The organism is Allorhizobium sonneratiae (assembly GCF_023700755.1).
GTDB classification, from domain to species: Bacteria; Pseudomonadota; Alphaproteobacteria; order Rhizobiales; family Rhizobiaceae; genus Allorhizobium; species Allorhizobium sonneratiae.
Window position 1 is genome coordinate 94027 of sequence record NZ_JAMKOJ010000009.1, and the last position, 22703, is coordinate 116729.

Genomic DNA, 22703 nt, shown 5'->3' on the forward strand with positions numbered 1-22703 from the left:
TCAGATGAAAGGAACCCCCATGCCGGAGGATATCGCCGGATTGGGCCAGGCCTTGCGAAGCGGGGCTTTAACGGCTCAGGACCTTCTGCACCGCTACCTTGAACGTATCGAAAGACGGGACGGCAGCCTCAACAGCTTCGTCGCCATCGATTACGCAGGCGCCGAGCGTGCTGCCCGCGAAAGCGATGAAAGGCTGGCGCATGGCAAAGCACGCTCGCTGCTGGACGGCATTCCGCTCTCGATCAAGGACAATCTGTTCATGAAAGGCGTTCCCGCCACCTGGGGCAGTCGCGCCTTGAAGGATTTTGTGCCCCAGCATGATGAATTGCCGGTTGCGCGGCTCCGGCAGGCGGGCGCCGTTCTCCTGGGCAAGACCAATGTTCCGGAACTGACGCTCGAAGGCTATACGGCCAATGATCTGTTCGGCGTCACCCGTAATCCAGTCGACACACGGCTGACGCCGGGTGGCTCCTCGGGCGGCGCGGTGGCTGGCGTTGCCGCGGGCCTGGTGCCGGCAGCCATCGGCACGGATGGCGGCGGCTCGATCCGCCGACCGGCATGTCATACCGGGCTTGTCGGCTGGAAACCATCGACAGGGCGTATTGCGCGGGCAGATGGCTTTCCTGCCATCCTGCATGATTTCGAGGTGATCGGCACTGCAACGCGCACGGTCGATGACGCCATCCTTCTCGATGGCGTGCTCAAGGGCGCGCATCCTGCCGACCGCCGGTCCTGGTTTCGGCAGGCTCCACCTCGCAGCATGGAAAAGCCACGCATTCTCTACATCCCGCAATTCGGCGAAAGCCCGGTCGATCCGGAGATCAGCCGGGCCATGGACATGTTCGCCGAGCGGCTCGCACGGCAGGGGGCAGACGTTGAACTCGGCAAAATCCCGTTCAATCTTGATCTCGCCAATCAGATCTGGTGCATCGTTTCCCGTTCTGGTGTCGCCTATCTCATGCGGCACTATCCTGATCTTGCCGCTCTCGGCGGCGCATCCGTTCAGGCCATGGCGCAGGACGGGCGCACAATCAGCGGCGCGGATTATACTGAAGCGCTCGAAGGTATTGCAGCCTTGCGTGCCGACATGGCACGCCTCTTCACCCATTATGATCTGATCGTCACACCCAGCGCCGCAGCCCTTCCCTGGCGCGCGGAAGACGCTTATCCCGATCTGATCGATGCAAAACCTGCCGGGCCAAGAGACCATGCCGTATTTACCGGATGGGTCAATATTGCAGGCCTGCCAGCCATCAGCCTTCCTGTCGCAACATCCCGTGCGGGATGTCCGATCGGGGCACAGCTCGTCGCAGGCTACGCAGAAGATGATATCCTCTTGACATTCTCGAAGCAGCAAGAGCTTCACAAGACAAGCTTTCAGTGAAACATGAGAGCACCATTCCGAGAAAAGTGCATGGTGGTTTGCGTCCGGAAATGCGAAAAAACAAAGAGTCAGAGCAGCATGACTGAGGCTGTTAAGCCGCAACGTGCTTTAAAACCCGGCATGCTGTGACGTGCCGGGTGAAGCTGCCTTATCGGCGTCTTCATCGAGATTGGTGATTGTGTGACCATTTCTGTCAATCAACAGATAACGAAGCTGCAATGCCCTTGCCAGTTCTTCCGCCAGCGGCTGGCCTGAAATCAGCAGGGCTGTGGCCAGTGCATCGGCCACCGCTGTCGTCGGAGCCATGACCGAGGCCGAAACGATGCCGGAGGTGGAGGGCGCGCCGGTTTTCGGATCGATGGTATGGTGCACCATGGCGTCACCGATCCTGCGGCAATGACGATAGGTGCCGGAGGTGGCGATGGCCGCATCGCTGAGTTCGATGACACTTTCTGCCCGGCGCATCGAAGGGTCTGGCGCTTCCACGCCGATGGCCCAGCCGAAGCCGTCGGGCCGGGAGCCGAGCGCCCGCACCTCGCCATCAATGCTGAACAGCCCCGCCTCCACCTCCATCTCTCTCGCGCTTTCCAGAAGCCGATCGACGCCAAAACCCTTGGCGATGCCGGAAAGATCGAGCGAGACTGCCATATATTTGCGAACGGACCGGTTGATGCTGTCGAATTCCAGCACCGGCAGATCAAACTGGCGCGCGATCTCAACCGTCTCACCCGGCTTCCCGGCCGAGGCTCCAAAGCCCCAGCGCGCCACCTGACGCCCGACCGTGATGTCAAAGGCGCCCCTGGTGATGGCGTTCATCTCGACCGACAGTCTCAAAAGATCGAAAAGCTGCGGCGGCACCTCGACCCAGACACCGACAGGGGCTGCATTCAGCCGGTTCAGATCGGACTGGGGTTTCCAGGTGGACATTTCCGCATCGACCTGATCGACGGCGGCCTGCAAGCGAGCCGTCAGCATGGTCTGCGGCAGAGCATGTGGCGCATGGACAATGGCCGACCAGCGGGTGCCCATGGTGGCGCCATTGAGGATGTGGCGTTCAATAGACATCTTCGACATATCTCCCGGTGGATTTCAGTTGCTCCGTCGTCATCCCCAGCGGATGCAGAATACGGTCCAGCGTTTTCGCCACGGCCTGGGCCATGTCACGCCCGCCGCAGACAACGATCTGCGCTCCATTGTGCAGGAGATGGCGCAGATGATCGCTATCGTCCTCAATCCGGTCCTGAACATAGGCGGCGCCTGTCTGAACCCGTGAGAAGGCGGTCCTCAGCGAGGCAAGACGACGTTCACGCATGTGGTGGATCAGTTCGTCGCGATAGGGAAAATCGTCATCCGGGCGGCGGCCACCCCAATAAAGATGCAGGGGCCGCCCCTCGACATTGGAGCGCACCAGACCGGCCAGCGCGGCAATGCCGGTGCCCGCACCGATAAGGATGACCGGGCTCTTGCCCTGCTGCGGCCGGAAGGCGGGATTGGGTCGCAGAAAAGCATCGATCCTGTCGCCGGGCTGAAGCGAATGGAGAAAGCCGGAGCAGAGGCCGTTCTCATGCAGCCGCACACAGATTTCGATGAAACCATGCGCCTTTTCCGTCGCAAGAGAATAAAAGCGCGGGGTAGTGGTGCCCGGCGGCAGGACGCCGATGAGATCGCCGGGACCAAAACGGTCAAGCGAGCCCTGCCAGAAACGCCCCGGTGCAGGCTTGAACCGCAGGACGGCGATGGGCGCGCCGGTCGCGGTCCCGCAGATATGGCGAGCGACCAGCTCGAATTCACGTGTCTTCGGCGCGCTTGCGACATGATCGAGCACGATATCGGCCTTGAGCAGCCGGCTCAGCGCCACACCCCATTGGGCAAAGGCCTGCGACGATTGCCGGTCGATGGTCGTCATCGGCATGATCATCGGCCAGTCAAGCTGGCGCAGCTTCTGTTCGACGGTCTCGGCAAAACCGCAGAAATGGCCGAAGGTCTTGTCGCCAAAGCCAAGGATGGCCACCGCCGGACGCCCGGACAGCCGTTCGATACGCGACAGAAAGGCGTTTGCCGAGGCTGGCGCCTGACCATCACCCGCCGTCGAGGTCAAAAGGAACAGAAGCTCTGCACCAAGATGGGCCTCTTTCACCTCATTCATCGCCGCCACGTGAACGCGCGCACCGGCAAGCGTCAGCGCCTTGTGCAGTGTGCGGGCAAAGCCCCAGGTGGTGTTGCCCTCGCTGCCGACGAGAATAACGATATGCGCCTTCTTCACCGCAACATTCTCGGCAATTTTGGGGCGCATTGCCCGTCGGCGAAACCAGATCAAGGCACCGGAGAGGGTGAAAACCGGCACACTCATCGCGGCAAGCCCGAGCAACAGGCCAAGAACAGCCAGTCCGCGGCCCGTATGGATCGCCATGATCACGTCGCCCACCCGCTCGACCCATGTGGCCTTGACCGAAGACAGCACCTTGCCGGTGACCGGGTCGATCATCGCTTCGCCGGATGTGGTTTTCAGATCATAGATATCGGTCGGATCGGTGGGGGCCGGAAAGGTGAGTTTTTTCAATTCGGTCAACGGGGTTTCATCCAGCACGGCAATGTCGGCAACACCCATGCGCGGACCCGGGCTTGCCTCTACAAAGGCCGGCATGGGCGGCTCAGGCAGAAAACCGAAAGAGCTGGCCGTCAGCCATAATCCCGTCAGGGACGACAGAACGAGGCCGAGAATGGCCATCTGCCCCAGCGTGCCATGCAGCACGGACATGCCGCTGCCGCGCACCGGCAGCAACACCCGCCGCCAGCCTCCGGCCCGCCGCTTGAGCAGCACCAGACCCGACAGGCAAAGCGCCAGCATCATTCCATCGGCAACAGCCGTGCCGATCCGCCCCCTGTCACCCATGAACAGGGCGCGATGGAGGCTGATGATCTTGCGCAGCAGCGGTGAGACGGTGAAAGGGCCGAGCACCTTGCCGCTTGCCGGATCGACACGAACCATGCCATAGCCGCTCTGGCCACTGTAACTTGCCGTCAGCGTGCCATCCGGGTGGCGGGTGATGTCGCTCAGACCGGGCAGGTCTGCCGACAGCTTTGCCGCAAGCTGGCCGATGGTTTCGTTCTGCGAGATCGAGGGCGCGGAAAAGCTCGCCAGCGCATTATCGATAGCAAGCCATGTGCCACTGAGCGCAATGACGCAGAGAACCAGCCCGGCGATCAGCCCGGCAAGCGAATGGAGCTTGTGCATGGGAACCTTGCCTTAGAAAGAGACGGTGAAACGACGGATGATGCCGCGTCCGGAAACCGGTTTACCGGCACCGGCGCTGTCAAGCGGCACGCTGACCTCGGCGGGCTGGGCGGGACCGCCCTCGACGGCGCTATCGACCTGAATGCGATAGCCGGCATTGATCAGCACATCGGAAAGATTGGCCTGAACGCGCAGGGTATTGCCTGAGCCGACACTGGCCCCGGTGACGCCATCAAGCGGCTGATTGCTGCGCATGGCCCCGCGATACCAGTCTCTGAGATGGCGATAATAGCTGGTGCGTTGCCCGGCAACCCAGAGGGTTTCCTGATAGGCACCGGCCTTATTGACGATATAAACGGCAAGGAAAGCGGGATAGCCGCCATAATCGGCCAATTGTGCGGTGATCGTGACGGGACGGGCATAAGCAACGCCAGATGAAACAGCGACAAGGGCGGCAGTGCCAGCAAGCGTAAGAGGAAGCTTCACGGATCGGATCTCCTGTTCTGAATGATCCCACCATGCGTTGTATGGCTGACAGCCGACTGAATTCTTCAATTCCCGCCTTGTCTCGTCAATCACTGCTGCGTGAGGGCTTCGGCATTGGCAGACGAAAGCACCTTGCATCTTATCAGCCTGATGCAAGGGCTTTCAGTTTTTGATGTGTCGCATGGACGGTATCGTTTCATGGAGAACAATGAAACACGACCTGTTCTCGTCTTGCGCATGCCTGAATGTTGCAACAAGGCGACGGGATTGACGCACACGCCTTGATGACTGGATGTTGAATAGCTGACCGGACCGCTTCCATCCATTCGCAATCCAGGGTAGATCATCTGCCCGAGCGTTTGTGTCGGCGGATATTTGCGTGACATCGCAGCAGACCGATATTGAACTCTTGCAGGAAATCATCTGAAATCGCCGCCAACAATCGGGCGCGCCGCCCGCACCGTGTGAGAGGACTGCACATGCTGAACCAGGAGATTGCCGAGCGCAGGCAAGACGCCATATCCCGTGGCGTGGGCGTTACCACGCAGATCTATGCGCAGCGGGCGGAAAACGCCGAGATCTGGGATGTCGAAGGCCGCCGCTATATCGATTTCGGCGCTGGCATTGCTGTCGTCAACACCGGTCACCGGCATCCCCGGGTGATTGCGGCGGTCAAGGACCAGCTCGACCATTTCACCCATACCTGCCATCAGGTCGTTCCTTATGAAAATTACGTACGCCTTGCCGAACGGCTGAACGATGCCGTTCCCGGCGCATTCAGGAAGAAGACAGTCTTCGTCACCACCGGTGCGGAAGCGGTTGAAAATGCGGTCAAGATAGCCCGCGCCGCCACCAACCGGTCAGCCGTTATTGCTTTTAGCGGCGCCTTCCACGGCCGCACCTTCATGGGCATGACGCTGACGGGAAAGGTTGTGCCCTACAAGACAGGTTTCGGGGCGATGATGCCGGATGTGTTCCACGTGCCCTTCCCCGTGGCGCTGCACGGCACCACGGTAGAGGATACGCTCGGTGTGCTCGATAAACTGTTCAAGGCCGATGTCGATCCCAACCGGGTCGCAGCCTTCATCATCGAGCCGGTGCAGGGCGAAGGCGGGTTTTACGAGGTGCCGAAGGCCTTCATGGTCAAGCTGCGCGAGATTGCCGATGCCCATGGCATTTTGCTGATTGCCGACGAGGTGCAGACCGGCTTTGCCCGCACCGGCAAGCTGTTCGCCATGGAACATTACGGCGTTGCCGCCGATATCACCACCATGGCCAAGGGGCTTGGCGGCGGTTTTCCCATTGCCGCCGTCACAGGACGGGCAGACATCATGGATGCGCCCGGCCCCGGCGGGCTTGGCGGCACCTATGGCGGCAATCCGCTGGGCATTGCCGCCGGCAATGCCGTTCTCGATGTCATTGAGGAGGAAGGGCTGTGCGCGCGGGCCGAACAGCTCGGCGCCCGGCTGAAACAGCGCCTGCAATCGCTCATCACCGCCGTGCCGCAGATTGCCGATATCCGCGGTCCGGGCTTCATGAATGCGGTGGAATTCAACCTTCCAGGAACCCGCAAGCCCGATGCGGACTTTACCAACAGGGTGCGGGCAAAGGCGCTGGAAAAGGGTCTCATCCTGCTGACCTGCGGTGTTTATGGTAATGTTATCCGTTTCCTGTCGCCGCTCACCATTCAGGATGAGGTCTTTGCCGAAGCCCTCGACATTCTGGAAGACACATTACGGGAATGCGCCAAGGAGGCCTGAGCCATGACGATTTCACAGACGCTGCTTGCAAAACTGAAAGATCAAAGCCTTGTCACAGACAAGGCCGTGATCGGGGGCGAATGGCTGGGGGCGTCAGAGGGGGGCAAAAGCTTCGATGTGATCAACCCCTCCACCGGTGATCATCTGGCCACTCTGCCCGATATGAATGACGCCGACACACGCCGCGCCATCAACGCCGCCCATAGCGCGCAGAAGGCATGGGCTGCCAGAACCGGCAAGGAGCGCGCCGCCGTTTTGCGCAAACTCTATGACCTGATGGTGGACAATGCCGACGACCTTGCCACCATCCTCACCATGGAAATGGGCAAGCCCTTTGCCGAGGCGCGCGGCGAAATTCTCTATGGCGCATCCTATGTCGAATGGTTCGGCGAGGAGGCCAAGCGCGTCTATGGCGACACCATTCCCGGCCATCAGCCGGACAAGCGGATCATCGTGATCAAGCAGCCTGTCGGCGTTGTCGCGGCCATCACACCGTGGAATTTTCCCAATGCCATGCTGGCGCGCAAGCTTGCTCCGGCACTGGCCGCCGGCTGCGCCATGGTGTCGAAACCCGCCGCCGAAACGCCGCTTTCAGCGCTGGCGCTCGCCATTCTTGCCGAGCGGGCCGGTCTGCCTGCCGGTTTGTTCAACATCATACTGTCGACCGATTCAGCAGCGATCGGCCAGGAAATGTGCGCCAATGACAAGGTGCGCAAACTGACCTTCACCGGATCGACCAATGTGGGCAAGATCCTGATGCGGCAAGGTGCCGATCAGGTGCTCAAGCTGGGGCTGGAGCTGGGCGGCAATGCGCCCTTCATCGTCTTCGACGATGCCGATCTCGATAAGGCGGTCGAGGGGGCGATGGTGTCGAAATATCGCAATAATGGCCAAACCTGTGTCTGCGCCAACCGGCTTTATGTGCAGGCCGGTGTCTATGATGCCTTTGCCGAAAAACTGGCGGCGAAAGTGGCCGACATCAAGGTGGGCGACGGGTTTGAAGCCGGTGTTTCAGCTGGACCGCTGATCTCGCAGAAAGCCTTGGCAAAAGTCGAAGACCACATCGAAGACGCCTTGTCCAAAGGGGCCAAAGTGGCGCTGGGCGGCAAGCCGCATGAAAAGGGCGGGCTGTTCTTTCAGCCGACCATCCTCACCGGCGTCACCACGGAGATGAAAGTCGCGCGCGAAGAAACCTTCGGTCCGGTCGCCCCTCTGTTTCGCTTCGAGACGGAAGAGGAGGTCATTGCCATGGCCAACAATACCGAATTCGGCCTTGCCTCCTATTTCTTCTCGCGCGATCTGTCGCGGGTCTTCCGCGTGGCCGAAGCGATGGAATATGGCATGGTCGGCATCAATACCGGCCTGATTTCCACCGAAGTCGCCCCCTTCGGCGGCATCAAGCAATCCGGTCAGGGCCGGGAGGGGTCCAAATACGGCATCGAGGACTACCTCGAGATCAAATATCTCTGCCTCAGCCTGTGAGACCAAGTGTCATTGCACATGACACCTGATATGCATTTTCGAATATCTCAAGTCATTGATAGAATTGAGATATTCGTTTTGCCGACACTGTTTTAGCCGAATAACCCATGATGAGACGCTGGCCTTGCGGCCCTCACAGCATTCTCGACAGAACCTCGTCCTTTTTCACCAGCCGGTGCCAGGCGACCGCGGCAAGATGCAGGCCGAGCACGGCGAAAAATGTATAAGCGCCGAAATGATGGATCATACCGGCAAGTCTGGACAGGTCACGATCCATCGGCAGGATATTCGGCCAGGTGAACAGGCCGAACCACGGCAGATCGTGACCGGATGCGCCCGAGGTGATATAGCCGGTGACCGGCATGAGGATCATCAGCACATAGAGCAGCATATGGGCGCCATGGGCGCCAGCGCGCACCAGAAGCGATGGCCGTTTCTGCCAGCTGGGTTCGCCATAGACCGCGCGGACGGGAAGCCTGAGCACGATCAGCACCAGCGCCGTCATGCCGAGAGACTTGTGAATATCCAGCAGAAACTCCCGGAGCGGCGTGCCGGGCGCAAGATAGGAACAGTAAAGTCCAAGCGCCAGCGCCGATATGATGATCAGCGCCATCGCCCAATGAATCGCACGCTGAAGGCCGCGATAGCGGTAGGAGGTTGGGGAGGAGGCAGCAATCGCCGCAGATGCCATGAAGGTTCTCCAGAAAAAGAGCGGTTTCACGCTGCTGCATCCAGATCGCCACCGGCGTGATGATGCGACACAATGCAGCAGTCGGTTGATGTTGCAGTGCACATTGTGCGTTTTGTAAGGCACAAATACCCGTGAGGTCATGACGAATTGGTGAAGAGAAAACGGCGGGAGAGCCGCCGCTCAGAGGCCGGACAGATAGGCGAGAATATCGGCTTCGCTGACCACATCGGCATATTTGGCGTTCATATCGAACAGATTGGCCTCATGCGGGGCGGCGTGGCGGTCGCCGCAGGCATCGCGCACCACCGTGGGGATGAAGCCATGCGACATGGCATCGACGCAGCTTGCCCGCACACAGCCGCTGGTGGTCAATCCGGTCAGGATCACGGTATCGACGCCAAGTGAGGTGAGAAGCGGTGCAAGCGAGGTGCCGAAAAATGCGCTGGGATATTGCTTGGTCACCACGAATTCATCGGCAAAGGGGTGAAGCCCTTCCGGCCAGCCACCCAGCGGATTGCCCGCAGTGAAACAGGCAAGCGGTTTGGCCTTCTGGAAAAATCGTCCGCCATCGAGACCGCTTGGATGCAGCAGCACACCGGTCAGAATGACCGGCACCCCCTTTTCACGCGCCAGAGCGCGAATGCGCAACGCACTGGCGAGCGCCGCCTCCACCCCGGCATAGAGGGGACTATCGGGCGCGAAATAGGCCTGAACGAAATCGATCAGCAACAGTGCCGGTTTCTGCCCGAAACCGATGCGGTTTTCATAAACTCCGGCATAATTGGCGGCCAGATCGTTCTGCTGCATCTGTCATTCCCTTATTGATCCATGAACCACCCCACGCCATTTTGCGTCAGGCAAGATGTTTCGGCATCAGCCGGTGCCAGTCCGTTATCGTCTGATAGGCCATGCCGAGACGAAGTGAGAGCGCATCGCGGCGCGGCTTGGCGACGATCTGAATGCCGGTCGGCAGACCGCTGCGGCCAAGACCGCTTGGCAGCATCAGCGCCGGAAAACCGATGAGATCGAAGATCATGGTGTTGCGCGAAATGACGCTCTGGAAGCCAAGATGCTGCCGGTCAATCTCGACGGTGAGATCGGCAAGCCTGCCCGCCTCGCCGCCAATGCCGGGCGTCACCACGGCGTCAACCGTCTCCATCGCCGCCAGCCATTGCTGCATCGCCTCTGCCCGGCTTTGCAGCGCCTGACCATAATCGGCAGCCGAAAAGCCAAGCCCGGCCTTCAGACGCCCCAGAAATCCCGGATCGAAGTCTTCCGCCCGATCGAGACGAGGAGAATAAAGGCTCGCCAGTTCGCTTTGCAGGATCACCCAGCCTGCCTGATGCCAGCGTTCGATATCAAGATGCGGCAGGGAAACGAGGCGGCATCCAAGCTCTTCAAACCGTTTCAAAGCCGCCTGCCAATTGTCCAGCACGGCGCGATCGGCGCAATCGGCAAACCAGTTGACGGGCACGCCGAGCCGCAAACCCTGAACGCCGGGCTGGCGCAGAATTGTCTCCACCTCTTTCAGCAGCTCTGCCTTGCCGCCATCGGCCAGAAAGGGCAGCACGCGGGCAATATCCTGCGCCGAGCGGGCCATCGGCCCGACATGGTCGAGTGTCCAGGACAGCGGCGACACACCCCGGCGCGACACCAGCTCCCGGCTGGGTTTGAGCCCGCTCGTGCCGCACCAGCAGGAGGGAACCCGGATCGAGCCGCCCGTATCGGTGCCAAGCGCCAGCGGCATCAGCCGTGCCGCAAGCGCTGCCCCCGATCCGGTCGAAGACCCGCCGGTCCAGCGGTCACGGTCATAGGGATTGGACACGGTGCCAAAGCGCGGATTGTGCGGAGACCCTGCGGCAAATTCCGTCGTCGCGGTCATGGCAAAGGCAATGGCGCCCGCCGCCCGCAATGCCGCAACCACGCAAGCATCCGCCGCAGCCACCCGATCTTCGGTCAGATGCGACCCGGATGTGACCATGGCACCTTCGACGTCAATGATATCCTTGATGCCGAAGGCAATGCCTTCGAGCGGCCTTGGCCGTCCCTGCCGATAGCGATGATCGCTCTCGCGTGCGGCCTCCTCAGCGCCCGGAACCAGACGCAGCACGGCCTCACGACCGCAGGCAGAAGCGGCAATGCGCTCCTTCAACTGCTCCAGAACCTCAGAAGGCCGCAAAACCTGATCGGCAAAAGCGCCAAGCAGTTGCGTCACACCGGCAAAAGCCGGATCCTCCGGCAGAGGCTGACGAAGAGGCGGCAGACAGGACGCCATCTCATTTGCAGACGGCGTATCGTCTGCTTGAGAGATCCCGTCGCGATAGATCCGGTCAACGATGAGCGGATCGGCAAGCCTTGGCGGATCGAAGCCTTCTCCCGCCTCAACAAGGCGGGAGGGGTCAGACATGGCAAGCGCCGTCACGTCATTCCGCCGCAATCTGGCTGGCCGCGCGCGAGGCCATCAGCGGCTGGATGCGCTGACCGAACTGGTCGAGGCCGACGAGGAAATCATCAAAGGTCAGCATGATGCCCTTCGTGCCGGGAACGCTTGCCGCCTCGTCCAGCATCTTCGCCACCTTGGCATAGGAACCGACCAACGTGCCCATGTTGAAATTGACCGCGCCCTCGGGAAGATTGATATGTTTTGCCGTGGAGTTGTCGGCGGCGCTGGCGTCCTTGCTGCCCTGATCCGCCATCCAGGCCAGCGCATCGACATCGGCGCCATCGCGGAATGTCTGCCATTTCGCCTCGGCCAGCGCGTCCGTTTCATCGGCGATCACCATGAACAGAACATAAGCCCCGACATCGCGACCGGTCTTGGCGGCGGCGTCGATCAGCTTCTGGTTGTTCGGCGCATAGGCCGTCGGCGTGTTGATACCGCTGGCCATGACGAAATTATAATCGGCATATTCAGCGGCAAATTCCATACCGCGCGGGCTCTGGCCGGCAGCAACGATCTCGATGCGGTTTTCCGGCATCGGCTTCATCATGCAGTCCTTCATGGTGAAGTGCTTGCCCTCGAAGGTGCAGCTTCCCGTCTGCCACAGCTCTTTCATGATGTGCACATATTCCGAGGAATAGTCATAGCGATAGCCGAAATAGGCATCGCCCGGCCACATGCCCATCTGGTCATATTCGGCCATCTGCCAGCCGGAAACGATGTTGACGCCGAAACGACCCGGCGCGACGCTATCAATGGTAGTGGCCATGCGCGCGACAATGGCCGGCGGCAGCGTCAGAACGGCGGTGGAGGCAAACAGCTTGATCCGCTCTGTCACGGCGGCAAGACTTGCCATCAGGGTGAAGCTTTCGAGGTTATAATCCCAGAATTCAGCCTTGCCGCCGAAACCTCTGAGTTTGATCATCGACAGGGCAAAATCCAGCCCGTATTTTTCCGCCTTCTGTACGATCTGCTTGTTCAGCTCGAAGCTGGGCTTGTATTGCGGCGAGGTCGTCGAGATCAGCCAGCCGTTGTTACCGATTGGAATGAAGACACCGATATCCATGTGGTTCCCCTTTGCGCATCATGCATGCAACCGGAATCGGCATGATGCTTCAAATTTTTGGTTCGCATCGGATGATCCGAAAACCGATTCCCACCTTTCGGTCCGATGCGTGAATATGTGACCGACACGCAAGCAGTATGTACGAACTAATGCAAAATTTTCACAGCCTGTCCAGTTAAAAATGCCCTAACTTTAGGCTTGCCTATTTTTGATGCAATCGCCATATTCGCGCGCAGAGGCTCCTGCCGCCAGACTGTTCAAACGGCTGAAGCATGGGCAATCCGTGGAGAAAACGGCGACACCTGCCGACCAGACAACGGAAACGGGCCGGGGTTGAGGCCTTATCAGCTTTCCGCGCGCAGGGTGGTGGTGAAGGTGAAGCGCTCGGCAGGCAGGACCTGGAAGGCATATTCGATCAGCCGCCGGCCCGAGCCGAAATAGCGGCGAGTGACCACGAGCGCAAGCGCGCCCGCCTTCACATCCAGCTTGGCGGCGGTCTCTTCATCCAGCATAATGGGACGAATATCCTGCTGGATTTCCTGGATTTTTTCGCCGGTATACTGTTCGATATAATGGAAGATCGCGCTGCGGGCCACGGTGATATCGCGCACTGCCCCGGCAAGCCGGGCATCGACATAGACCTCGTTCCAGGAAAAGGGCCGGCTGCGATTGCCGGGATAGCGAATGCCGGCCATATGAAAGAACTTGCGCCCCGGACGGCAGCCAAGCTCCACGGCAAGCTTGCCCTTGGCGGCAACTTCTTCCTTCACATCGATGACGAATTCGGTCTCGGCGGCAATCTCAAACAGCTCGGAGCGTGAATGGGCGATAAAGCGCTTTTTTTCCGGATCGAAACCCGCCTCAACCCGCGTGCCGACCCCTTTGCGCGCTGAAAGCCGCCCTTTGTTGCGCAACATGGCAATGGCCTGCCGCACCGTCTGACGGCTGACGCTGAGCGCTGCGGCAATCTCGTTTTCCGTCGGCAACAGCGAACCAACCGGAAATTCGCCGCCACTGATCCGCGCCTCCAGATGATGGGCAACCTGAAGGTAAAGCGGCGCGGTATCGACGTCCGGTTTCCAGTCCTTGCGCTTCTGATCCAAATTCACCACCGCTCCAGCTTGCATGATACAGACCTTAAAGCACGTCGCGGCTGATCAGCCTCATGCAACGCGTTTTCAGTCTTTCATTTGTCGCATGTCCGTTATCGCTTCATTGAAAACAACAAAACGCGACATGCCTTAGTGCATAATCCGACCGGAAAACCGTTTCACACTTTTCCTGGAACCGCTCTAAAGGCTGATTTTCAACTCTCTTTTAACAGGAAAAGCAAATGGAATTCGGCCATTCACGATCAGTTGCCCGGATTGCTTGCAGTCTTTCATCAAATTGAATAGTACGGACATAATCAGATTTTTAGCAGGACATCAGCACTCATGTCGGATCTTATCGCCGCCGAGGCGCAGCCCAGCCACCATACGTCTTCACTTGGCCAGACCCTTTTTGCGGCAACTCTTGTGCAGATCGTTGCCACGGCCAGCGTGCTGGCGCTGACGGCGATCGCGCCGATGGTGGCGGCCGATCTCAAGATCGGCGCCTACTGGATCGGCTATCAGATCAGCCTCATCTATTTTTCCGGCATGTTTTCCTCTGCTGTCGCCGGCACGCTGGTCAAGCGCTTCGGCCCGGTGCGCATCGAGCAGGCAGCCCTTTTATGCTGCGTCATCGGCTTTGCCGGGATTGCCAGCGCGAACATCCCGCTGATCATTATCGCTTCTCTGTTCATCGGCATTGGCTACGGGCTGAACAATCCCGCCGCCTCTGAACTCCTGAGCCGGGTCACGCCGCCGCATCGGCGCAATATCGTCTTTTCGCTGAAACAGTCAGGCGTGCCGCTGGGCGGCATATTGGCAAGCTTTGCCTTTCCGTTCCTAACCCATGCCTTCGACTGGCAGACCGCCCTCCTCATCGGCGCAGCCGCACCGCTCGTCATCATGGCGCTGATGGCCGCAACCCATGCAGGCCAGGCTGCAAGCCGCAGCCCCGCCCCCTCCGTCTTCAAGGGCATGATGGAGGAACAGACGCTCATCTGGCACAATCCGAGGCTACGCACGCTTTCAGCCCTTGGCTTTGCCTATTCCGCCATGCAGCTTTCAGCCTCGGCCTTCACAGTGGTCACCCTGGTGCATGACGCAGGCTGGCCGCTGCTGGCCGCCGGATCGGTCGCCGCGACCATGCAGCTTTCCGGCGCCTTCGGCCGTATCTTCTGGGGCGCGGTTGCCGATAGAATCGGCGGCGGTTTCAAGACGCTGTCGCTGCTGGGGCTTCTCGGCGGCGCAGGCTTTGCCGCACTGTTCTGGCTTTCAGACATGCCTGCCGCACTGCAGATTGTCCTTTTCATCCTGATCGGCGCCGTCACCATCGGCTGGAACGGCGTGCTTCTGGCCGAAGTGGCGCATAATGCGCCGGAAGGCCGCGTTGGCGCGCTGACCGGCGGCGTGCTGGTTTACACCTTTATCGGCGTCATCGTCGGCCCCTCCTCCTTCGCCAGCGTTTATGCGTTGACCGGCCATTATGGCGCAAGCTTCCTGCTGTTCTCCACCTTCGGCTTTCTCGGCATGATCGCCGCATGGCGCGTTCATCGCGCACCGAGACAGGAATGAACCTGTCTGGCTGACCAGAATTTGCGCGTGTCGGGCCAGTGGTGCGCAGCATCAGCCCATTTAATGTGCAATGCAAAAAAATAGGCAAAAGCCAGTTGACGACGTTCTGAATATGTCCGTACATTGTCAAGCGACGGTCGTTCAAGGCCGCACAGCAGGACACCGGGAAAACCCGGGTCACGGCAAGAGGCCCGAGTGAAAAGAAGGGCCAGAGTCATAACAAGGGGAACGTCAATCATGCGCTGCATTCTTGCCAGCTCTCTCCTGGCCGCTTTCACCATCATCGCCACCCTCTCCGACCCTCTTTCCGCGATGGCCGATCCCATGGACGAGGCCCGCGCCATCATAGAAAAACACCGCGCCATGCCGGTCTTCACACCGCCGGGCGAGGCCTTCGACGCCAAAAGCTGCATGGCGAAGAAAAAGGTCATGTCGATCCCGATCTCGATGACCATTCCCTTCGATGTGGAGCTGGAAAAGGCGATGGCGGCGGCGGCCAAAGAGGTGGGCTTCACCTACACCACCTGGGACAATCAATTGAAGATCGACCAATGGGTGCAGGGTATTTCCCAGGCGATGAGCCAGAAATATGACGCCATTGATCTGGCAGGCGGGCTGAACCCGGCCGTGCTCGGGCCTCAGCTTGGCGAAGCGCGCGCCGCCGGCCTCAAGATCAGCACCTCGCATTTCTACGACGTCACGCAGACCTCGGCCAAAAGCGTCGATTATTCCGGCAAGGTGGATTTCACCGATGCGGGCGAGCTTCTGGCCGCATGGGCTTATGTCCAGACCAAGGGCAAGCCGAACGTGCTGATCATCGGCTCTTCCGATGTGCTGCCCTCCATTCCCTTCGTCAAGTCGATCCAGCAGACGCTGACAAAGCTTTGCCCCACCTGCAAGCAGAAGCATCTTGACGTGCCGGTTTCGGAATGGGCCACCAAGATCCAGTCCGGCACCCAGTCGGCGCTGCTGTCCGATCCCTCGATCAACTATATCCTGCCGATTTACGATTCCATGTCGCAATTCGTGGTTCCGGCTTTGCGCATCACCGGCTCTGAAGGGGCGGTGAAGATTGCCAGCTTCAACGGCACCCCCTTTGTGCTCGACATGGTGCGCGAAGGTCAGGTCGATATGGATATCGGCGAAAGCCTCGGCTGGGCCGGTTATGCCGCCATCGACAACATCATGCGGATGGTTTGCGGCAAGCCGGAGGTGGCCAAGCTCAACGTGCCGCTTCTGGTGTTCGACAAATCCAACATCAAGACCGCAGGCGTGCCCGCCAATTTCACCGATGGCTATGGCAATGCCTATCAGGACGGCTTCCGCAAGCTGTGGATGCTGAAATAACGCTGTTTGTCCTTCACACGTCAGTGCAATGCAGACGATGGGAGCCTTCGCATGGATGACAATGCCGTTCTCAGCATGAACAAGATCCGCATGCGCTTCGGCAGCCATTATGCGCTGAAAGGTGTGACGCTTTCAGTGCGCCGCGGCGAGGTGTTCGGCCTGCTTGGCCAGAACGGATCGGGCAAATCCACCCTGATCAAGGTGCTGGCCGGCTTTCACCAGCCGGAAGAGGGAAGCGAAGTGGTGTTGTGGGGCCAGACCATGCCGCTGCCGCTCGACCCGATGGAGATCAAGACACGCGGCGTCGCTTTCGTGCACCAGCATCTGGCGCTGGTGCCCTCGCTCACCGTTGTCGAGAACATGCGGGTTACGGCAGCCGGGCAGAAAAGCCCATGGATGATCCGCTGGAAGGCCGAGGCGGCGGCGATCTCGGCTCTTTTCGGCGAATTCAGCCTGACGATCGATCCTTTCGCCACGGTTGCCAGCCTTTCGCCGGTAGAGCGCGCCTTTGTCGCCATTTTGCGGGCCTTTGCCGATCTGCGCGCCTCCGATGCCGGTCATGGCGGCGAAGGCATTCTGGTGCTGGACGAGCCGACGCCATTTTTACCGGCGCAGGATGTCGAGCGGCTGTTTGCCCTCATCCGCTCGATCGTGCGCACCGGCGCCTCGGTGATCATCGTCACCCATGACATCGACGAGGTGCGCGCCATCACCGACCGGGTCGCGGTGCTGCGCGATGGCGAACTGATCGACATTCTCGACACCCGCAACGCCGGACGCCAGTCGATCCTCGACACGATTGTCGGCACGCGCATCGATGCCTTTGCCAAACAGCGCCTGCCCACGCATGGCGGCACCCAGGCCGTCCGTGTTGACGGCCTGACCGACGGCAAGACCGCGCCTTTTGACTTTGACATCCGCGAAGGGGAAATCCTCGGCGTCACCGGGCTGATCGGCTCGGGCTTTGCCGCCCTGCCCTATCTGCTTTACGGCGCATTGCCGGCAAAAGGCGCGATCACGCTTGCGGGCCGCACGCTGCCACTGTCCGGGATCACACCGCTTGCAGCGCAGAAGGCGGGTATTGCGCTTTTGCCGGGCGACAGGCTGGGGGCGGCGGGCATTGCCAGCCTGTCGGTCACCGACAACATCACCCTGCCGGTACTCGACACGCTTTTGAAACCCTACGGTCTCGACCGCGCCGCCATGCGCCGCGAGGCAGGCCGCCTCGGTCAGCTTCACGATGTGCGCCCCGCCGATCCCGCCCTGCCGCTTGGCGCGCTCTCCGGCGGCAATCAACAGAAAGTGCTTCTGGCAAAATGGCTGCAGACCGAACCGAAACTCCTGCTTCTGGACGAACCGACACAGGGCGTGGATTTTGCCGCCCGCCAGCAGATTTTCAAGGCGCTCGACACGGCGGCCGCAGCCGGAACCGCGATTTTATGCGCCTCGACCGACAATGAGCAGCTCGAACAGATCTGCGACCGGATCATCGTCTTTTCCCGTGGCCGCCCGGTTGCGGAGCTGAAAGGCTCCGCCATCACCCGCAAGGCCATCACCGAAGCCTGTTTCCACAGCCATCATGCGGAGGCCGCCCAATGACGACCATCGATACGCCCGCCACCCAGATCAGCAAGGGCCGCAGAAACCGTTATTCCCTGAAAAGCGAAGGGGAACGCTTTGCCCTTGTCGGCGTCTGGCTGTTGCTCATCGTGATTTTCGGGGCGCTGATGCCGGATTCCTTTCTGAGCTGGCGCAGCTTTTCCACCATGTTCGGCTCTCAGGCCGTGCTTGTGGTGCTGACACTGGCCATCATCCTGCCGCTGACCTCCGGCGATTTCGATCTGTCGGCTGCATCGGTGCTGACCATGAGCTCGATGATGGTCGCCGTGCTCAATGTCAAGCTCGGCTGGCCGATCGTGCCCGTTCTGGTCGTGGCGCTGGCAAGCGGGGTGGCGATTGGCGCGCTCAATGCCTTTTTCGTGCTTTATTTCCGCATCCATTCGCTGATCGTCACGCTGGGCATCGGCACTTTCGTCAACGGGCTCATCCTGTGGATCAGCAGCAGCCAGACGATTTCCGGCGTATCGATGGGTCTGGTGCAATGGGTGATCATCAACCGCTTTCTCGGCATTCCGCTGGCCTTTTTCTACGCGCTGATTTTGTCTGCACTGATCTGGTATGGCCTGGAATACACGATTGCCGGGCGCAAGCTGCTCTTCGTCGGAAGGGGCCGCGATGTGGCGCGGCTGAACGGCATTCCCGTCGAGCGGGTCAGGGCTGCATCCTTCCTGCTTTCCGGCCTGATCTCGGCCTTTGGCGGCATTCTCTATGCCGGAATGACCGGCTCTGCCGATCCGCTTTCCGGCCTCAATCTGTTGCTGCCGGCCTTTGCCGCCGCCTTTCTCGGGGCAACGACCCTTGCGCCGGGCCGCTTCAATGCCTTTGGCGCGGTAATCAGCGTCTATTTCCTCGTCACCGGCATTACCGGCCTGACCATGCTGGGGGCCGACGCCTATGTGCAGAACCTGTTTTACGGCGGCGCGCTCGTCATCGCCGTTTCGCTGAGCCAGCTCGTGCGCAATCGCCAACCGCAGGATTTCAGCTGATGACACCGGAAGACATCGCCACCGCTCTCACCCGGATCTACTGGGGCCGTCCGGCCAATGCCGCCGAGCAGCGTGCCATGGCCGATGAAATGCAGCGCGACAGCACAGCAATCGCCCCTTGCGCCCATGGCACAAGCGGGGCTCTCTTCACCGTCGAGCCTGCCCATTTCACCCGGTTATTGATGGAGCGGGCAGAATGAGCAGCGAACCGGCCAATCTGCGTGAGGCCGCCGCCCTGATCCGGGCGCGCAAGGTCAGTTCCGTGGAACTGACGGAAGCCGCGCTCAACCGCGCCAAAGCCAGCAAGGCGCGGCTCAATGCCTTCATTGCCATTGAAGAGGAGGAGGCGCTTTTGGCCGCGCGCCAGGCCGATGCGGCACTGGCGCGCGATGCAGCCAATATCGGGCCGCTGCATGGCGTGCCGCTCGCCCACAAGGACATGTATGACCGTGAGGGGTTCATCACCGGCTGCGGCTCGAAAATCCGCGCCGGTCATCTGGCCACCGGCACCTCCACCGTCATGCACCGGCTTGTCGATGCCGGTGCGCTATCGATCGGCCGGCTCAATATGAGCGAATTCGCCATGGGTCCGACCGGCCATAACGCGCATCATGGCCGCGCACTGAACCCGATCGATCCGACGCGCATCACCGGTGGCTCCTCCTCCGGCAGTGCGGCAGCGGTTGGCGGCGGCATCGTTCTGGCCGCACTCGGCTCCGATACCGGCGGCTCCATCCGCCTTCCGGCGGCCTGCTGCGGCATTGTCGGCATCAAGCCGACGCAGGGCCGCGTCAGCCGTCACGGCGTCATGCCGCTGTCCTTTTCGCAGGATTGCGTCGGGCCGCTCGCGCGCACGGTGGAGGATGCCTATCTGATCCTGCAACTGATTGCCGGGGCTGACGGATACGACACGACCTGCGCAACGATCCCCCCACCGGCGGCGCTGGCCGATGATCTGTCCTGTCTGCGTATCGGCATTCTTGGCGGCTTTTTTGCCAAAGGGCTCGACGAGGTGGTGGCCGATGCCATCGCCATGACGGCTGGCCTGCTGCGGGGCGAGGTCAAGGCTATCGGGCCGGTGGACGGGCCGGATATGCCCGCCATTGCCGAGCTTGCCAATGTGGTGGCCATGGCCGAAGCCGGTGCCGTGCATTTCGACTGGATGCGCCAATGCCCTGAGGATTACGGTCCGCAGATCCGGATGCGGCTTTCCCAGTCGCTGGCCATCCCCGCACCGATCTATGTGCGGGCCTTGCAGATCCGCGCCATGATGCTGAAGGATTTTCTCGCCACCGCCTTTCAGGATGCCGATCTGCTGATTGCCCCCGTCATGCCCTTTCTTCCGCCGCGCTCGGATGCGGTCGATATCGGCGACAGCCCGCAGATGAACCGCATTGTGAGCGCCATGACCGCCTTTACCCGGCCGTTCAGCTTTCTCGGTCTGCCCGTCGTGACGCTGCCGGTCGCCGCTTCGCAAGACGGCCTGCCTATTGCCGTACAGATCATCGCAAAACCCTGGCGGGAAGATCTTGCCGCCAGTCTTGCCCGACGTCTGGAGGAAAAACTTGAACTTGCGCCCTTCCAGCCCATCGACGCCACAGGAAAAGGGCTAAATCCGCCATGCCTCTCATGACCCATCAGCCAGAAAGGATGACGACAATGAACAGCATTCCGACCTTCATGCCGCCGCTTGAAGTCGCCTCTCCCGTTTCAGGTCAGGACTTCCGCGACGCCATGGCAAAACTGGCCGCTGCCGTGACGATCGTCACCACCGATGGACCGGCGGGACGGGCAGGCTTTGCCGCAACCGCCGTCTGCAGCGTCTCGGATAGCCCCGCGACCCTGCTGGTCTGCCTCAACCGCTCGTCCTCGGTCTTCGACACGGTGATGGAAAACGGCGTCGCCTGCGTTAATGTGCTGAGCAGCGAGCATGAGACGCTCTCCAGCCTTTTCGGCGGCAAAACCCCCGTCTATCAACGCTTTGCCGCCGCAGAATGGCAGACCGGCGTCACCGGTTCCCCCATGCTTGCAAACGCCATGGTCTCCTTCGACTGCATGATTGCCTCCACCGTGGATGTCGGCAGCCATCGGGTGCTGTTCCTCACGGTTCAGGCACTCTCGCAAGATCCGGGTGAAGAGGCGCTGCTCTATTATCGCCGCAGCTACCGCCATCTGCGGTAAACCAGCGCTTGCAGCGCTTTTACGGGAAATGCTTGCGCCACCGGATTTGGCAGGCGCTAAATTATATATATTGACCCGCTTAATAGGTGGAATTTATAAATTCACCATTTACGACCTTCTGCCTGCCAATTAAAAAGACAATGACAAAGAATGTGAATTGCATCCGGTTTGCGGGAGGAGACGGCAGGCACGCGCATTCGCCAGACATCGCCATAAAGGCATGATGGCAAGGTTTCACATCATCATGCGTTGATAAAACGCAGAGCCTCATGGCTGTTCACCAAAACCGTCGCTCGGCTTTGCGATGTAGCAACCATGAAAAGGACGCTGTAGCACTTTGATTGCGGCATGATTTTCTCTTTGAATCCACCAGGGTTTAAAGAGTGATGCCGTCGGGTCTCACAGTCCGGAAAGCGCATGATGATATCATCTTGTTTCATCCTCACGGCGTCGCACTGTGCTGTGCCATCTGCTTTCCCATCGCAATATCGCGACTGAACCGCCATCGCGCCGGAACCTGCGATGAACGGGCTGTGACAGGCAAAGGGAGGAGCACATGCAAACAGTAAGCTACAAGGACAGCGCAGGCGCGCTTTTGCAGGCCGACCTCTTCCTGCCAGAAGGCGCGGGTCCCTTTCCACTGATCATCGGCGTCTCGGGCGGTGGCTGGGTGCGCGGCAATCGTGCAGCCCTGAAGGACTGGGGGAGATTTCTCGCCGCAGCCGGATTTGCCTTTGCCAGCATCGATTACCGGCGTGCGCTCAAGGGCCAACCCGCCTTTCCCGGCAATGTCGAGGATGTCGCTTCCGGGCTGCAATATTTTCACGAGCATGGCGCAGAGCATGGCATCAATCCGGAGCGGATTGCCATTCTCGGGGTTTCGGCGGGTGCCCATCTCGGCGCACTGGCCAGTCTTTCTGCAGAATGGACGGCAAAACCGCCCCGCGCTTTCGCCGGGATTTATGGTGTCTATGATCTGATGGCGCATTGGCAGGCAGATCTGGCCGTCAACAGCGTCACCGATCCGGACAAGACAGAATGGGTGCTGGGGGCAGATCCTTTCGACAATCCTCTTCTCTATCATCAGGCCTCACCCTTGCGGCAGATCACCTATGCGCGGACCATGCCGGTTTTCCTCTGCTGGGGACATCTCGACCGGGATGTCTCGCCGCAGCAATCGGCCGGATTTGCAACCGCGCTCAGACAGGCGGGCTATCCGGTGAGCCTGCAGGAATTGCCGGATGCGGGCCATCTCTGGTTTTCGCAAGAAGGCCCGCAAGACCCCGGCAGTCATTCCGCGCGTGTCGCACCAGCACTGCTGCGCTTTTTCAGGCAGAGCCTTCTTACGGCATAATCCCAGGC

At 60.3% G+C, this 22703-nt stretch carries 19 protein-coding genes; 11 read left to right on the forward strand and 8 right to left on the reverse strand.

Annotated elements, in window-relative coordinates:
* Window positions 1-4: 4 nt before the first annotated feature.
* The gene (locus tag NAC44_RS16285; RefSeq protein WP_250942501.1) at window positions 5-1384 is read left to right on the forward strand and encodes an amidase; all 1380 of its coding nucleotides are present in this window, start codon (window positions 5-7) and stop codon (window positions 1382-1384) included.
* A 108-nt stretch (window positions 1385-1492) separates the two neighbouring features.
* Here the strand turns inward: NAC44_RS16285 and NAC44_RS16290 are convergent, their stop codons facing one another.
* Genes NAC44_RS16290 through NAC44_RS16300 form a run of 3 tightly spaced genes read right to left on the reverse strand, consistent with a single transcriptional unit; the run spans window position 1493 to window position 5105 of the window.
* Complete coding sequence (locus tag NAC44_RS16290; RefSeq protein ID WP_250942503.1) at window positions 1493-2449, reverse strand: FAD:protein FMN transferase; 957 nt, start codon at window positions 2447-2449, stop codon at window positions 1493-1495.
* Entirely contained in the window at window positions 2439-4619 is a 2181-nt protein-coding gene (locus NAC44_RS16295; RefSeq protein WP_250942506.1) for a PepSY domain-containing protein, read from the reverse strand. The genes NAC44_RS16290 and NAC44_RS16295 overlap by 11 nt, the downstream gene beginning before the upstream one ends.
* A gap of 12 nt (window positions 4620-4631) precedes the next feature.
* Window positions 4632-5105: a DUF2271 domain-containing protein gene (locus tag NAC44_RS16300; protein ID WP_250942508.1), complete on the reverse strand. Its 474-nt coding sequence runs from the start codon at window positions 5103-5105 to the stop codon at window positions 4632-4634.
* Between the two features lie 479 nt (window positions 5106-5584).
* Here NAC44_RS16300 and NAC44_RS16305 point away from each other — a divergent pair, with 479 nt between their 5' ends.
* Both NAC44_RS16305 and NAC44_RS16310 read left to right on the forward strand, forming a co-directional pair.
* A complete protein-coding gene (locus NAC44_RS16305; protein ID WP_250942510.1) occupies window positions 5585-6865 on the forward strand; it encodes a 4-aminobutyrate--2-oxoglutarate transaminase in 1281 nt (426 codons plus the stop codon).
* Between the two features lie 3 nt (window positions 6866-6868).
* On the forward strand, window positions 6869-8347 hold the full coding sequence (locus NAC44_RS16310) for an NAD-dependent succinate-semialdehyde dehydrogenase (RefSeq protein ID WP_250942512.1): 1479 nt from the start codon (window positions 6869-6871) through the stop codon (window positions 8345-8347).
* A gap of 133 nt (window positions 8348-8480) precedes the next feature.
* Here NAC44_RS16310 and NAC44_RS16315 read toward each other — a convergent pair whose 3' ends face one another.
* From NAC44_RS16315 to NAC44_RS16335, 5 genes are all read right to left on the reverse strand, one after another.
* Window positions 8481-9038: a cytochrome b gene (locus NAC44_RS16315; protein ID WP_250942514.1), complete on the reverse strand. Its 558-nt coding sequence runs from the start codon at window positions 9036-9038 to the stop codon at window positions 8481-8483.
* A gap of 180 nt (window positions 9039-9218) precedes the next feature.
* Window positions 9219-9845, reverse strand: coding sequence for an isochorismatase family protein (locus NAC44_RS16320; RefSeq protein WP_250942515.1), 627 nt, complete (start codon window positions 9843-9845; stop codon window positions 9219-9221).
* Between the two features lie 46 nt (window positions 9846-9891).
* The gene (locus tag NAC44_RS16325; protein ID WP_250942516.1) at window positions 9892-11445 is read right to left on the reverse strand and encodes an amidase; all 1554 of its coding nucleotides are present in this window, start codon (window positions 11443-11445) and stop codon (window positions 9892-9894) included.
* Between the two features lie 16 nt (window positions 11446-11461).
* Window positions 11462-12544 (reverse strand): pyrimidine utilization protein A, encoded by a 1083-nt coding sequence (gene rutA / locus NAC44_RS16330; protein WP_250942517.1) that lies wholly within the window; start codon window positions 12542-12544, stop codon window positions 11462-11464.
* Window positions 12545-12888: 344 nt separating this feature from the next.
* Window positions 12889-13653 (reverse strand): GntR family transcriptional regulator, encoded by a 765-nt coding sequence (locus tag NAC44_RS16335; RefSeq protein WP_250942518.1) that lies wholly within the window; start codon window positions 13651-13653, stop codon window positions 12889-12891.
* 327 nt (window positions 13654-13980) lie between these two features.
* Here NAC44_RS16335 and NAC44_RS16340 point away from each other — a divergent pair, with 327 nt between their 5' ends.
* The 8 genes from NAC44_RS16340 (at window position 13981) to NAC44_RS16375 (ending at window position 22695) form a co-directional block, all read left to right on the forward strand.
* A complete protein-coding gene (locus NAC44_RS16340; RefSeq protein WP_250942519.1) occupies window positions 13981-15207 on the forward strand; it encodes an MFS transporter in 1227 nt (408 codons plus the stop codon).
* A 237-nt stretch (window positions 15208-15444) separates the two neighbouring features.
* A complete protein-coding gene (locus tag NAC44_RS16345; protein ID WP_250942520.1) occupies window positions 15445-16554 on the forward strand; it encodes a sugar ABC transporter substrate-binding protein in 1110 nt (369 codons plus the stop codon).
* Between the two features lie 51 nt (window positions 16555-16605).
* Window positions 16606-18153 (forward strand): sugar ABC transporter ATP-binding protein, encoded by a 1548-nt coding sequence (locus tag NAC44_RS16350; RefSeq protein ID WP_250942521.1) that lies wholly within the window; start codon window positions 16606-16608, stop codon window positions 18151-18153.
* On the forward strand, window positions 18150-19160 hold the full coding sequence (locus tag NAC44_RS16355) for an ABC transporter permease (protein ID WP_250942522.1): 1011 nt from the start codon (window positions 18150-18152) through the stop codon (window positions 19158-19160). The genes NAC44_RS16350 and NAC44_RS16355 overlap by 4 nt, the downstream gene beginning before the upstream one ends.
* Window positions 19160-19360: a hypothetical protein gene (locus NAC44_RS16360; protein WP_250942524.1), complete on the forward strand. Its 201-nt coding sequence runs from the start codon at window positions 19160-19162 to the stop codon at window positions 19358-19360. Before NAC44_RS16355 ends, NAC44_RS16360 begins: the two co-directional genes overlap by 1 nt.
* Complete coding sequence (locus tag NAC44_RS16365; RefSeq protein WP_250942526.1) at window positions 19357-20793, forward strand: amidase; 1437 nt, start codon at window positions 19357-19359, stop codon at window positions 20791-20793. The genes NAC44_RS16360 and NAC44_RS16365 overlap by 4 nt, the downstream gene beginning before the upstream one ends.
* A gap of 26 nt (window positions 20794-20819) precedes the next feature.
* Entirely contained in the window at window positions 20820-21341 is a 522-nt protein-coding gene (locus NAC44_RS16370; protein WP_250942656.1) for a flavin reductase, read from the forward strand.
* Window positions 21342-21897: 556 nt separating this feature from the next.
* Window positions 21898-22695 (forward strand): alpha/beta hydrolase, encoded by a 798-nt coding sequence (locus NAC44_RS16375; protein WP_250942528.1) that lies wholly within the window; start codon window positions 21898-21900, stop codon window positions 22693-22695.
* The last annotated feature ends 8 nt before the right edge of the window (window positions 22696-22703 follow it).